13 protein-coding genes are annotated in these 13,060 nt (G+C 66.2%); 5 read left to right on the top strand and 8 right to left on the bottom strand.

The features are described from left to right. The first annotated feature begins 1 nt into the window (after position 1). Complete coding sequence (locus MVF76_RS05705; RefSeq protein WP_297527834.1) at positions 2 to 1,171, top strand: ribonucleotide-diphosphate reductase subunit beta; 1,170 nt, start codon at positions 2 to 4, stop codon at positions 1,169 to 1,171. Positions 1,172 to 1,378: 207 nt separating this feature from the next. On the opposite strand, the gene dnaJ is transcribed toward MVF76_RS05705, so the two are convergent. The 4 genes from dnaJ to hrcA all read right to left on the bottom strand — a co-directional run bounded on the left by dnaJ (position 1,379) and on the right by hrcA (position 6,434). Further along, entirely contained in the window at positions 1,379 to 2,521 is a 1,143-nt protein-coding gene (gene dnaJ / locus MVF76_RS05700) for a molecular chaperone DnaJ (protein ID WP_297527833.1), read from the bottom strand. 137 nt (positions 2,522 to 2,658) lie between these two features. Beyond that, complete coding sequence (gene dnaK, locus MVF76_RS05695; RefSeq protein WP_297527832.1) at positions 2,659 to 4,599, bottom strand: molecular chaperone DnaK; 1,941 nt, start codon at positions 4,597 to 4,599, stop codon at positions 2,659 to 2,661. A 99-nt stretch (positions 4,600 to 4,698) separates the two neighbouring features. Further along, the gene (gene grpE, locus MVF76_RS05690) at positions 4,699 to 5,256 is read right to left on the bottom strand and encodes a nucleotide exchange factor GrpE (RefSeq protein ID WP_297527831.1); all 558 of its coding nucleotides are present in this window, start codon (positions 5,254 to 5,256) and stop codon (positions 4,699 to 4,701) included. A 95-nt stretch (positions 5,257 to 5,351) separates the two neighbouring features. Further along, positions 5,352 to 6,434: a heat-inducible transcriptional repressor HrcA gene (gene hrcA / locus MVF76_RS05685; protein WP_297527830.1), complete on the bottom strand. Its 1,083-nt coding sequence runs from the start codon at positions 6,432 to 6,434 to the stop codon at positions 5,352 to 5,354. Positions 6,435 to 6,575: 141 nt separating this feature from the next. Between hrcA and MVF76_RS05680 the strand changes: the two genes are divergently transcribed. Both MVF76_RS05680 and recN read left to right on the top strand, forming a co-directional pair. Next, entirely contained in the window at positions 6,576 to 7,472 is an 897-nt protein-coding gene (locus MVF76_RS05680) for an NAD(+) kinase (protein WP_297527829.1), read from the top strand. A 13-nt stretch (positions 7,473 to 7,485) separates the two neighbouring features. Continuing rightward, entirely contained in the window at positions 7,486 to 9,189 is a 1,704-nt protein-coding gene (recN, locus tag MVF76_RS05675; protein WP_297527828.1) for a DNA repair protein RecN, read from the top strand. A 93-nt stretch (positions 9,190 to 9,282) separates the two neighbouring features. On the opposite strand, the gene fur is transcribed toward recN, so the two are convergent. After that, on the bottom strand, positions 9,283 to 9,759 hold the full coding sequence (gene fur / locus MVF76_RS05670) for a ferric iron uptake transcriptional regulator (protein ID WP_317622938.1): 477 nt from the start codon (positions 9,757 to 9,759) through the stop codon (positions 9,283 to 9,285). 66 nt (positions 9,760 to 9,825) lie between these two features. Here fur and MVF76_RS05665 point away from each other — a divergent pair, with 66 nt between their 5' ends. Then, a complete protein-coding gene (locus tag MVF76_RS05665; protein WP_297527826.1) occupies positions 9,826 to 10,305 on the top strand; it encodes an outer membrane protein assembly factor BamE in 480 nt (159 codons plus the stop codon). 14 nt (positions 10,306 to 10,319) lie between these two features. Here MVF76_RS05665 and MVF76_RS05660 read toward each other — a convergent pair whose 3' ends face one another. Genes MVF76_RS05660 through MVF76_RS05650 form a run of 3 tightly spaced genes read right to left on the bottom strand, consistent with a single transcriptional unit; the run spans position 10,320 to position 12,445 of the window. Then, positions 10,320 to 10,637: an RnfH family protein gene (locus tag MVF76_RS05660; RefSeq protein WP_297527825.1), complete on the bottom strand. Its 318-nt coding sequence runs from the start codon at positions 10,635 to 10,637 to the stop codon at positions 10,320 to 10,322. Then, entirely contained in the window at positions 10,624 to 11,064 is a 441-nt protein-coding gene (locus MVF76_RS05655) for a type II toxin-antitoxin system RatA family toxin (RefSeq protein ID WP_297527824.1), read from the bottom strand. The genes MVF76_RS05660 and MVF76_RS05655 overlap by 14 nt, the downstream gene beginning before the upstream one ends. 16 nt (positions 11,065 to 11,080) lie before the next feature. Continuing rightward, a complete protein-coding gene (locus tag MVF76_RS05650) occupies positions 11,081 to 12,445 on the bottom strand; it encodes a sodium-dependent transporter (RefSeq protein WP_297527823.1) in 1,365 nt (454 codons plus the stop codon). A gap of 116 nt (positions 12,446 to 12,561) precedes the next feature. On the opposite strand from MVF76_RS05650, the gene smpB reads away from it, so the two are divergent. Next, complete coding sequence (gene smpB / locus MVF76_RS05645; RefSeq protein ID WP_297527822.1) at positions 12,562 to 13,050, top strand: SsrA-binding protein SmpB; 489 nt, start codon at positions 12,562 to 12,564, stop codon at positions 13,048 to 13,050. The last annotated feature ends 10 nt before the right edge of the window (positions 13,051 to 13,060 follow it).

The raw sequence follows: 13,060 nt of genomic DNA, 5'->3' as shown, positions 1-13,060 counted from the left end.
CATGAACGAATGGAACGACCCCCTTGCCGCATTGCTGCAACGCACGACCGCCTCGCCGGAACAGGCCCCGCCGCCGCCCGTGACCCTGCCGGACGACGCCCCGGCCCCGACCGCTGACACGGCACTGGGTGGTCCGGCCCTTCCCGCCGGCCGCTCACAGCCCGCCGCGCGGCCCGTGGACCCCCGCGACAAGCGGGTCGTCAACGGCCTGACCGACATCAACCAGCTCGCGCCCTTCCGCTACCCCTGGGCCTGGAAGTACTTCCTCAACGCCAACCGCAACCACTGGACGCCGCTGGACATCAACATGGCGCAGGACGTGCACGACTATCACCACCGCCTGACCACCGAGGAACGGCATGTCTATGAAAATGTGCTTGCCTATCTCACCACCTCGGACATTCTGGCCATGCGCAACATCGGCCTGGCGGTAATGGAAAAGATGTCGGCACCCGAGCTGCAGATCTACCAGGCCCGGCAGGTCTACGAGGAAGCCCTGCATACCTGGACCTACCAGCACTGCATCGAGACGCTCAACCTCGACCAGGGCGAGATCTACAACCGGTACCGCGTGGTGCCCGAGATCCACGCCAAGATCCGCATTGCCAACCGCCGGCTGGACTCGGTACTGCGACCGGACGTGGACCTCCGCGACCGCGACACCCTGGCGGAGTTCCTGATGGCCTACATCTTCTTCGCTGCCGTGTTCGAGGGCTGCTGGTTCTACAACGGCTTCTCGCCGATATTCGCCTTGCAACGGCGTGGCCTGATGAAAGGCACGGCGGAACAACTCCAGTACATCATGCGCGACGAGGTCATGCATGCCGGATTCGGCATCCGCGTGGCCCGCCAGATCATGGAGGAAGAGGCCATCCGGCCCGACCCCGCCGCCCTGCGCGAGATGTGGGACGAGGCCGAGGCAGCGGAAACCGCCTATGCCCGCTTCCTGCTGCCCGAACCCATCCTCGGCTACTCGGCGCAACTGCATGGCGAGCAGTTCCGCTTCATTGCCAACCGCCGCGCGCGCCAGCTCGGTGTCGAGGAGCCCTTTCCGGGCGCGGAGAACGCCCTGCCCTGGCTGGACGAGCAGGCCAACCTGCGCAAGGAGAAGAACTTCTTCGAGACCCGTGTGACCGAGTACCAGACCGGCGGCGCGCTCAGCTGGGATTGACAAGACCAGTCCGCTTACTGCACCAGAGCACGAGAGGACGCCGACCGACTTCCTGCATTACAGGAAAACAAATGGGATTCGGTTGCCATATCCCAGGGTACGATTTGCGACCGCCCGTTTCCGCCCTGGAGCAATATGCGGGCCAACCAAACCAAGGTCAGCGCACATTGCAACCATGGACAGAATGATTCGCAAGGCCCGTTCGACTCAGGGCTTCATGTTGTCGAAGAAACGCTTGACGCCGTCCAGCCAGGAATGGGACTTGGGATTGTGGTGCGAACCGCCCTTCTCGCCCAGGGTGCGCTCGAACTCGCGCAGCAGCTCCTTCTGCTTCGCCGACAGGTTCACCGGCGTCTCCACCACCACCCGAGCCATCAGATCGCCGACCGGGCCACCGCGCACCGGCTGCACGCCCTTGCCGCGCAGGCGGAACAGCTTGCCGGACTGGGTGCCTTCGGGGATCTTGAGCACCACTCGGCCATCGAGCGTCGGTACTTCCAGCTCGCCGCCCAGGGCGGCGGTGACAAAGGGGATGGGTACCTCGCAGTACAGGTTGTTGTCCTCGCGGGTGAAGATGGCATGCTCCTTTACCCGGATCTGCACGTAGAGATCGCCCGGCGGGCCTCCGTTCTCGCCGGCCTCGCCCTCGCCGGCGAGGCGGATGCGGTCGCCGGTATCGACACCGGCCGGAACCTTCACCGACAGGGTCTTGGTTTCCTGTACCCGGCCATGACCATGACAGACCGTGCAGGGATCGCTGATGATGGTGCCGGTGCCGCGACAGCGCGGGCAGGTCTGCTGGACGGAGAAGAAGCCCTGCTGCATGCGCACCTGGCCGACGCCGCCACAGGTGGTACAGGTTTCCGGCCGACTGCCGCTGCGGGCACCACTGCCGCCGCAGGCCGTACAGGCGGTCATGGTGGGCACCCGGATCTTGACGGTGGTGCCGGCCACGGCCTCCTCAAGCGTCAGTTCCAGGTTGTAGCGCAGGTCCGCGCCGCGGTAGGCGCGCTGGCCGCCGCGGCCACCGCCGCCCCCGAAGATGTCGCCGAAGACATCGCCGAATATGTCCGAGAAGCTGGCGCCACCGGCGCCGAAGCCACCCGGACCAGGGCCGGCATTGGGGTCGACCCCGGCATGGCCGAACTGGTCATAGGCCGCGCGCTTGCGTGCGTCAGAGAGAACCTCGTAGGCCTCCTTGACTTCCTTGAACTTCTCCTCGGCCGCCTTGTCGTCGGGATTGCGGTCGGGATGGTACTTCTGCGCCATGCGGCGGTAGGCCTTCTTCAGTTCGGCCTCGCTCGCATTCTTCTGGACACCCAGGATTTCGTAGTAGTCACGCTTGGACATGATTCCTTACCGGCTCCGGTACGGACCCGGAGCTCGCCGCCCCCACACACGCGAACGCGGCCCGGTGGCCGCCGAACCGCGATTCACGGAAAAGAAGGTGCGGACGGAGCGGCCACCGCCGTTCCGCCCGCACGGGCTCACTTCTTGTTGTCGTCGACTTCCTCGAACTCGGCATCGACGACATCGTCCCCACCAGCCGTGGTGGTCTCGGCCTGCTCGGCGCCCGCCTGCTGGGCACCGGCACCGCCGCCAGCACCCTGCTGCTGCTCGTAGACCTTCTGGGCCAGCTTGCCCGAGAGTTCCGCCAGGGCCTGGGTCTTGGCCTCGATGGCCGCCTTGTCGTCGCCCTTCATGACTTCTTCCAGCGCCTTGATGGCGTCCTCGATGGCGGACTTCTCGCCGGCCTCGACCTTGTCACCCAGGTCCGTGAGCGACTTGCGGGTCGCGTGGATCAGGTTGTCGGCCTGGTTGCGGGCGTCCACCAGCTCGTGGAACTTGCGGTCTTCCTCGGCATGGGCCTCGGCATCCTTGACCATCTTCTCGATCTCGTCCTCGGACAGGCCCGACGAGGCCTTGATGACGATCTTCTGCTCCTTGCCCGTGCCCTTGTCCTTGGCGGACACGTTGAGGATGCCGTTGGCATCGATGTCGAAGGTGACCTCGATCTGCGGCACGCCGCGCGGTGCGGGCGGGATGTCGGTCAGGTCGAAGCGGCCCAGCGACTTGTTGGCGCTGGCCATCTCGCGCTCGCCCTGCAGCACGTGCACGGTCACCGCGGTCTGGTTGTCGTCGGCGGTCGAGAACACCTGCGTCGCCTTGGTAGGGATGGTGGTGTTCTTCTCGATCAGCTTGGTCATGACACCGCCCAGGGTCTCGATGCCGAGGCTCAGCGGGGTCACGTCGAGCAGCAGCACGTCCTTGACCTCGCCACCCAGCACGCCGCCCTGGATCGCGGCACCGATGGCCACGGCCTCGTCCGGGTTGACATCCTTGCGCGGCTCCTTGCCGAAGAACGCCTTCACCGCTTCCTGCACCTTGGGCATGCGGGTCTGGCCGCCGACCAGGATCACCTCGTCGACCTCGCCCACCGACAGGCCGGCATCCTTGAGCGCGGTCTTGCAGGGCTCGATGGTGCGGCTAATGAGATCCTCGACCAGCGATTCCAGCTTGGCCCGCGTCACCTTGATGTTGAGGTGCTTGGGTCCGCTCGCGTCCGCCGTGATGTAGGGCAGGTTGACGTCGGTCTGATTGCTGGACGACAGCTCGATCTTGGCCTTCTCGGCCGCTTCCTTGAGCCGTTGCATGGCCAGCGGATCACCGCGCAGGTCGATGCCCTGGTCCTTCTGGAATTCGTCGGCCAGATAGTCGATCAGGCGCTTGTCGAAGTCCTCGCCGCCCAGGAAGGTGTCGCCGTTGGTGGACAGCACCTCGAACTGGTGCTCGCCGTCGACATCGGCGATCTCGATGATGGAGATGTCGAAGGTGCCACCACCCAGGTCGTACACGGCCACCTTCTGGTCGCCACGCTTCTTGTCCATGCCATAGGCCAGCGCGGCCGCGGTCGGCTCGTTGATGATGCGCTTGACATCCAGGCCGGCGATCTTGCCGGCGTCCTTGGTCGCCTGGCGCTGCGAGTCGTTGAAGTAGGCCGGAACCGTGATGACGGCCTCGGTCACTTCCTCGCCGAGATAGTCCTCGGCGGTCTTCTTCATCTTCTGCAGCACGCGCGCCGAGATCTCCGGCGGGGCCATCTTCTTGCCCTTGACCTCGACCCAGGCGTCGCCGTTGTCCGCCTTGACGATCTTGTAGGGCACCAGCTCGATGTCCTTCTGTACTTCCGGATCCTCGAACTTGCGCCCGATCAGCCGCTTGATCGCGAACAGGGTGTTTTCCGGGTTGGTGACCGCCTGGCGCTTGGCCGCCTGGCCGACCAGCACCTCGCCGTCGTCGGTGAAGGCGACGATCGAGGGCGTGGTGCGATCACCCTCGCTGTTCTCGATGACGCGGGGCTTGCCACCCTCCATGACGGCCACGCAGGAGTTGGTGGTGCCCAGATCGATGCCGATGATTTTTCCCATTTTCGGTGTCTCCAATGCCTGTAGATTGATTCCGTTGTCCGGTCGGTCCGCTCAAATACCCTGAATCTGCCAGCTATCTGAGGGCACCGGCCCTGCGTTTCAAGCCGAACCCGCGGGCGCCTTGGCCACGATCACCATCGCCGGCCGCAACAGCCGGTCGTTGAGCAGGTAGCCCTTCTGGACCACCGTCACTACCGTATTGGGTTCCACGTCGGTGCGTTCCTGCATGGACATGGCCTCGTGAAACTCGGGATTGAACTTCTCGCCTTCGGGATTGATCTCCCGGATGCCGAACTTCTCCAGCACGTCGCCGAGCATCTTCAGGGTCAGCTCGCTGCCCTCCTTGAGCTTGGCAGCGTCGATGTTGTCTCCCTCGGAGGCGGCGGCGATGCCCATCTCCAGGCTGTCCTTCACCGGCAGCAGCTCGCCGGCGAACTTCTCCAGCCCGAACTTGTGCGCCTGGGCCACGTCACGCTCGGCGCGCTTGCGCAGGTTGTCCAGTTCCGCCTGCAGCCGCAGCAGCTGGTTCCAGTGCTCGTCGGCCTTGCTGCGGGCATCCTCCAGCAGCGCGTGCAGTTCGCCCGGGTCCTGGGTCGCGGGCTGTTCCGCGCCGGCCGATTCGGCCTCCTGACCGGAAACCTGTTGCTCTTCGGACATCAAGAAATCCTCCGGATCTCAGATATTGGCTTTACATTCATGCGCTTGCGGGCGACAGGCAATCGCCGCCCGCCTGCTGCACGGGAATATGGGGGTCAAGTCCTGGGATTCAAGGCCGCACCGAGCAATCGCGCGGTGGCATCCACGATGGGAATCACCCGGTCGTAGGCCATCCGCGTCGGGCCGATGACGCCCAGCACGCCGACCACCTCGCCCTCCACCGAATAGGGTGCCGTGACCACGGAGCACTCGTCGAGCACCTGGTAACCCGACTCCTCGCCGATGAAGATTTGCACCCCCTCGGCGGACAGCGACTGGTCGAGCAGGTGCAGCAGATCACGCTTGCTGTTGAAGACCTCGAACAGGTTACGGAGCTTTTCCACATCGCCAAGCTCGCGGAAGGTCATCAGGTTGGTCTGCCCGGCGACGACCACGTCCTCGTCCTCGGCGGCCTCCTCCTTGATGAACACCCGCTCGGCCATCTCCACGGCGGTGTTCATCAGTTCGTTCATGTCCTGCCGGGCCCGACGCATGTCCTCGATCAGGCTGGCGCGCACCTCAGCGATGTCCTTTCCGGCAAACAGCGAATTGAGCAGGTTGGCGGCCTGCTCCAGCTCGGCGGCGGAATAGGCGCGATCGGTCTGGATGATGCGGTTCTGGACCTCACCCTCGTTGAAGATGAGGATCACCAGCACCCGGTTGCCCGACAGCGGCAGGAAATCGAGCCGGCGCAGGGCGGCATGCTCGCGGCGCGGCAGCGTGACCACACCGGCCATGCGGGTGATGCCGGAGAGCAGCGAGGAGGCGCTGGCCACCAGGCGGTCGTGGTTCACCTCGGGGTGCAGCTCGCGGCGCAGCGCGGCCACCTGCTCGGAATCGAGCGGCTGTACCTGGAGCAGGCTGTCTACGAAGAAGCGGTAACCGCGTACCGTGGGCATGCGGCCGGCGGAGGTGTGCGGCGAGCGCACGAAGCCCAGCTCCTCCAGGTCGGCCATGACATTGCGCACCGTGGCCGGGCTCAGGTCCAGCCCGGAGTCGCGCGCCAGCGTCCGCGAGCCGACCGGCTCGCCGCTGTCTATGTAACGTTCCACCAGCACGCGCAGGAGCTGCTGGGCACGCTCGTTGAGCAGCGTCCCGTCCCGATCGGCGGCAGTCTTCTTGGCGGGGCTTCTGGCCACGTCTGTTAGCACTCTGCGCAGGTGAGTGCCAAGCAGGTTAGCAACGCTCCCGGGCCCGGTCAAGAAGCCGACGGCGGGCACAAAACTTCCGTTCCCTTAGGGGGTTCCGGCCGCCCGCCCGATTGCTGGCAATTCGGGCGCGTGCTACTGTCTGCGACCATGAAGGACATCTTCAAGCGCATCGGCATCATCGGGAAATTCGGCGATCCCAACGTCGCCGACACCCTCGCCGCGCTGGTCGACTACCTGAAGCGGCGCCGGCTGGAGGTGCTGCTCGACACCAGCGCGGCCGAGCGCCTGCCCCCGGACACGGCCGAGGTGCTGGAACGCCAGGCGCTGGCCGAGGCCGTGGACCTGGTGATCGTGGTCGGCGGCGACGGCACCCTCCTCAATGCCGCGCGCAGCGTGGCCGACGCCGGCGTGCCCCTGCTGGGCATCAACCTGGGCCGGCTGGGGTTCCTGGCCGATGTCTCGCCGGAACAGATGACCCCGGAACTGGACCGCATCCTCGACGGCAACTTCACCGCCGAGGACCGGACCCTGCTGCATGCCCGGGTCCTGCGCGGCGGCCAGGTGGTGGCCGAGAGCGATGCCCTCAACGACGTGGTCGTGCACAAGTGGGACATCGCGCGCATGATCGAACTCGAGGTGCACATCGACGGCCGCCTGCTGCACACCCAGCGCTCGGACGGCATCATCGTCTCCACCCCCACCGGCTCCACCGCCTATGCCCTGTCCGGCGGCGGCCCCATCCTGCACCCGACCCTCAACGCCATCGGCCTGGTGCCCATCTGCCCGCACACGCTCAACAACCGGCCCATCGTCATCGGCGATACCGCGGAGATCGAGATCGTGCTGCGCAACGGCGCCTACACCCAGGCCCAGATCACCTGCGACGGCCAGATCAACTTCGGCCTGCTGCCGGAGGACCGGGTGCGCATTCGCCGCAAGGGCAAGCCGCTGAAGCTCATCCATCCGCCCGACTATGACTATTTCGGCATCCTGCGCGCCAAGTTCCGATGGGGCGAGCAGGCCTGACGGACAGCGAACCATGCTCGGACACATCCATCTGCGCGACTTCGTCCTGGTCGATGACCTGGAGCTGGAACTCGGCACCGGCATGACCGCGCTCACCGGCGAGACCGGTGCCGGCAAGTCCATTCTGGTCGATGCCCTCGGGCTGGCGCTCGGCGACCGCGCCGACAGCGGCGTGGTGCGGCATGGCGCGGAGCGCGCCGAGATCAGCGTCGGCTTCAGCCTCGATGGCAAGCCCGGGATCCAGGCCTGGCTGGAAGCCCAGGACCTCGCCGACGAGGGCGAGTGCCTGGTGCGGCGTGTGATCCCGCGTGACGGCCGCGCCCGCGCCTACATCAATGGCCGGCCGGTCACCCTCGCCCAGCTGCGCGAGCTGGGCGAGCGGCTGGTCGACATCCACGGCCAGCACGAACACCAGTCGCTGCTGCGCCGCGAGGTCCAGCGCGCGCTGCTCGACAGACATGGCGGACATGCCGAACGGGTGCAGGCCGTCGCCGACACCTGGCGGGAACTGCGCGACTGCCGCGCCCGTCTGGAGGCGCTCCGCGCCGCCGCCCGCGACCGCGCCGGGCGCCTCGAGCTGCTTCGCTTTCATGTCGAGGAACTGCGTGCCCTGGGTGCCGAGGTCGGGGAACTGGCCCGATTGCAGGAGGAGCACCGCAGGCTGGCCAACCGGGGCCGGCTGCAGGAGGCCACCCGCGCCGCGCTCCACCATATTTATGAAGGCGAGCCCAGCGCCCACGGCCTGCTCGGCCAGGCGCTGCGCCCGCTGGAAGAGGCGGCCCGGCTGGACCCGGCCCTCGGCGAGATCGCCGAGCTGGTGAACGGGGCACTGATCCAGGCACGCGAGGCCGCCGACATGCTCGCTCACCATGCGGATGCGGAGGACGAGGATCCCGAGCGACTGGCCTGGCTGGATGCGCGCATCGCCAGCCTGCAGCAGCAGGCCCGCAAGCATCATGTCGATGCCGACGCCCTGCCCGAGGTGCTGGCCGGCTACGAGACCGAGCTGGACCAGCTCGACCATGCCGACGCGCACCTGGAACGGCTGGAGGCCGAACTGGCCGAACTCGACGCCCGCTACCGCGAACAGGCCGCCGCCCTCACCCGCGCCCGGCGGAAGGCGGCCGGCGCGCTGGGCAAGGCCGTGACCGAGGCCATGCAGGGGCTGGGCATGGAGGGCGGCCGCTTCGAGATTGCGGTCACGCCAGCGGAATCCCCCGAGCCGACCCGCCATGGCCCGGACCAGATCGAATTCCGGGTCAGCGCCAACCCGGGACAGCCGTTCGCGCCCCTGTCGCGGGTCGCCTCCGGCGGCGAGCTGTCACGCATCAGCCTCGCCATCCAGGTCATCGCCGCCGACGCCGGCACCACGCCGGTGCTGGTGTTCGACGAGGTCGACACCGGCATCGGCGGCGGTGTCGCCGAAGTCGTCGGCCGCCGCCTGCGCGAACTCGGGGAACGGGTGCAGGTGCTGTGCGTCACCCACCTGCCGCAGGTCGCGGTGCAGGCTCACCACCAGATCCAGGTAAGCAAGCTCTCCGGCAAGGACCAGACCCGGACCCGCATCCGTACGCTCTCCGGCGAGGAACGGGTAGAGGAAGTCGCGCGCATGCTGGGGGGCGTGGAAGTGACCGAATCGACCCTCAATCACGCCCGCGAGATGCTGGAACGCGCGGGTGGGCCGTCCAGACCGCGCCGGAACAAGAAAAGAAAATAGCCACGGAATCCACCGAATCCACGGCAACACTCATGGATATGGCGCCGCGCGGAGCGCGTGCGCCGAAAAAAAGCATTTCGGTGGATTCCGTGGCTATTTCCCGCCCTGTTCCTTGCGGCAGTCGGCGCAGATGCCGTAGATGTACAGGCTGTGATCGGTCATCTCGTAGCCGGCCTTGCGGGCGATCGCCTGCTGGCGCTCCTCGATGACCTCGTCGATGAACTCATCCACACGGCCGCATCTCACACACACGATGTGGTCGTGGTGATGGCCCTGCTCCAGTTCGAACACCGAATGACCGCCCTCGAAATGGTGTCGACTGACCAGGCCGGCGGCCTCGAACTGGGTCAGCACCCGGTACACGGTGGCCAGCCCGATGTCCTCGCCGGCCTCGAGCAGCGCCTTGTAGACATCCTCCGCGCTCATGTGCCGGGAGGTGTCCCGGCTCTCGAGGATTTCGAGTATCTTCATGCGCGGCAGGGTGACCTTCAGCCCTGCCTTCCTGAGATCCTGGGATTCCACGCCTGTGCTCCTCGACAGTGTGAAAGGCGGGGGGCATTGCGCTATCATGCCGCGGTGCCGGACCCGTCATTAAAGCCAATTCATATGCGAAAGCTTCTCATTTTCGGAATCCTGTTGGCAAGCCTTGCCGGCTGCGGTTCCGTGGACCGGATTCCCTTCGTTCACCGCATCGACGTACAGCAGGGCAACGTGCTGACCCAGGAAGCGGTGGACCAGCTTCGCCCCGGGATGACCCGGCGCCAGGTGAAGTTCGTGATGGGCACCCCGCTGCTGATGGACCCCTTCCACGACAACCGCTGGGACTACCTGTACCGGATGCAGCCGGGCCGGGGCGAGGTCGAGCAGAAGCGCGTGACCCTCTTCTTCGACGGGGACCGGCTGGTGGAGATCCGCGGCGACCTGCGGCCCCGTCCCGATGCCGCGACCGATACCGCACCCAAGATCGCCACGGTCACGGTTCCGCCCCAGCCGCGCAAGCCGCGCGGACTGCTGACCCGCCTCTGGAACTGGATGGGGTTCGGCAGCGAGTTCGATGACCTGGGCGTGGACGGCGAACGGCGGCGCCAGCCGGCATCGGCCCCGCACGCCCACTGACCGCCTGCCGCGGCTCAGAGGTCGCCGCCGCCCTTCTTCATGCGCTTGCCCGCCGCGGCACGCTGCTTGCGGACTTCCTTCGGGTCGGCGATCAGCGGCCGGTAGATCTCCACCCGGTCGCCCTCGCGCAATGGGGTATCCAGCTTCTTCAGCTTGCCGAAGATGCCGACCGCCTGCTTCTCCAGGTCGATTTCGGGAAAGTGCTCCAGGATGCCGGACAGGCGGATGGCCTGCTCGATGGTGGCGCCCTTCGGCACCTCCACGGGCAGGATGAGCTGCCGGTCTGGCCGGGCATAGGCGACCTCGACCTGCATCACCTCAGCGCCTGCCATAGACCTGCACCGCACGCTGATGGAAGGCATCGACCAGGGTATTGGCGATCTGGTTGAACACCGGACCGACCATCATCCCCAGCATCCGGCTGGCAAAATCGAACTCGAGATCGAGCGATACCTTGCAGGCGGCGTCGCCGAGGGGATCGAAACGCCAGAAGCCTTCCAGGTGGCGAAAAGGTCCTTCCAGCAGGCGAATCTCGATCATCTTGTTCTTCTGCTCCCGATTGAGGGTGGTGAAGCGCTTGTGCACCGCACCCTTGCTGATCTCGACACAGGCGCGCACCTCGTCGCCCTTGCGCTCCAGCACCCGCGCCCCGCTGCACCAGGGCAGGAATTCGGGATAGGCATCCACATCGCTGACCAGCGCGAACATTTCGGCCGGGCTGTAGGGCACCAGTGCGGAACGGTGAATCTGCGTCGCCATGAAACCCGCGGGGCACTCAGATCAGGCCGGTCTGGTTGAACAGCACCAGGATCACCGCCACCGGGGTGACGTAGCGCACCAGCACCCGCCAGGCGGTATAGCCCATGCCTTCCGGCAGGCCCAGTTCGGCACGGCTGGCATCCCGCGACATCACCCAGGCCGCAAAGATGGCGATCAGCAGCCCGCCCAGCGGCAGCATGACATTGGCCGTCAGCCAGTCGACCAGGTCCATGAACGGCATGCCGAACAACTGGAACTGCTCACCGGACCAGACGTTCAGCGACAACAGCGACACCACTCCCAGCAGCCAGGCAAACAGCCCGGCCCAGGCCGAGGCCTTGACCCGGTTCATGCCCCGGTTCTCCACCAGCCAGGTGACCACCGGCTCCATCAGCGAGATGGCCGAGGTCCAGGCCGCAAACACCAGCAGCAGGAAGAAGGCCGCACCCACGAAGGCACCGCCGGGCATCTGCCCGAAAGCGATGGGCAGGGTCATGAAGATCAGTCCCGGTCCACCGGAGGGCGCCAGGCCGTACTGGAACACCAGCGGGAAGATGGCCAGCCCGGCCAGCACCGCCACCAACGTATCCATGCCGGCGATGATGGTTGCGGTCTTCACAATGGACGCGGTGTGCGACAGGTAGGAGCCATAGATCATGATGGCACCCATGCCCAGGCTCAAGCTGAAGAAGGCCTGGCCCATGGCTTTGAGCACCACCTCCCAGGTCACCTTGGAAAAATCGGGCTTGAACAGGTAATCGATGGCCTGCTCGAACTGCCCGGTGTTCATGGCATAGCCCACCATCGCCACCAGCAGCACGAACAGGGCCGGCATCAGGAAGCGAACCGCCTGCTCCAGCCCGCTCTTCACCCCCCGCGACACCACGATGATGGTCATGACCATAAAGATGGTGTGCCAGCCCAGCAGACGCTCGGGGTCGCCGATGAAGCTGGTGAAGATGGCCTGCACCCCGTCGGCAGTCTGGCCGTCGAAGATGCCGGCCGCGGTGCGCACCGTGTAGGCCAGGGTCCAGCCGGCCACCACGCTGTAGAAGGAGAGGATCAGGAACCCTGCGGCCATCCCCAGCCAGCCCACGTACTGCCAGGCCGGCGTCGCACCCTCCTCCGTGGCCAGGGTACGCATGGTATTGAGCGGGCTCTGGCGCCCCCGCCGGCCGAGCATGATCTCGGCAATCATGATGGGCAGGCCCACCGCGGCCACGCAGATCAGGTAGATGATGACAAAGGCGCCGCCACCGCTCTCGCCGGTGACATAGGGGAAACGCCAGATGTTGCCCAGCCCGACCGCGGAACCGGTCGCCGCCAGGATGAAGGCCATTTTCGACGACCACTCGCCGTGGACCGAGGTGCGACGCGCCATGTGCCCGAATCTCCCTCCCGGAAACTCGCCCCATTGTCCGGGAAATCCCTCCTTGTCTCAACCAATTGGCGCATTTTCCGGGTGAGCGGAACGACCCGGCTGCGTATAATGCGCCAATGGCGAAAAAGAAGAAGCAAGGCAAGGCAGGCGGCGGCAGCACCATCGCGCTCAACAAGAAGGCCCGCCACGAGTACGGCATCGAGGAACGCTTCGAGGCCGGGATCGCGCTGGAGGGCTGGGAGGTCAAGAGCCTGCGCGCCGGCAAGGTGCAGATCACCGATGCCTATGTGCTGCTCAAGGACGGCGAGGCCTTCCTGTTCGGCGCCCACATCACACCCCTGCCCACTGCCTCCACCCACATCCACCCCGATCCCACCCGGACCCGCAAGCTGCTGCTCCACCGCGAAGAACTCAACAAGCTGATCGGCGCTGTGGAGCGCAAGGGCTACGCCCTGATCCCGCTGGCCCTGTACTGGAAGCGGGGCCGGGTCAAGGTCGAGATCGGCCTGGCCAAGGGCAAGAAGGCCCACGACAAGCGCGCCAGCCTCAAGGAACGGGACTGGCAGCGGGAGAAGCAGCGGATCATGAAATCCGGCGGCCGCTGAACCGCCGGGC

The organism is Thiohalobacter sp. (assembly GCF_027000115.1).
In the GTDB taxonomy this organism is placed as follows: domain Bacteria; phylum Pseudomonadota; class Gammaproteobacteria; order Thiohalobacterales; family Thiohalobacteraceae; genus JALTON01.
The sequence above is the reverse complement of the archived record's forward strand: the minus strand, read 5'-3'. Positions and strand labels throughout refer to the sequence as shown.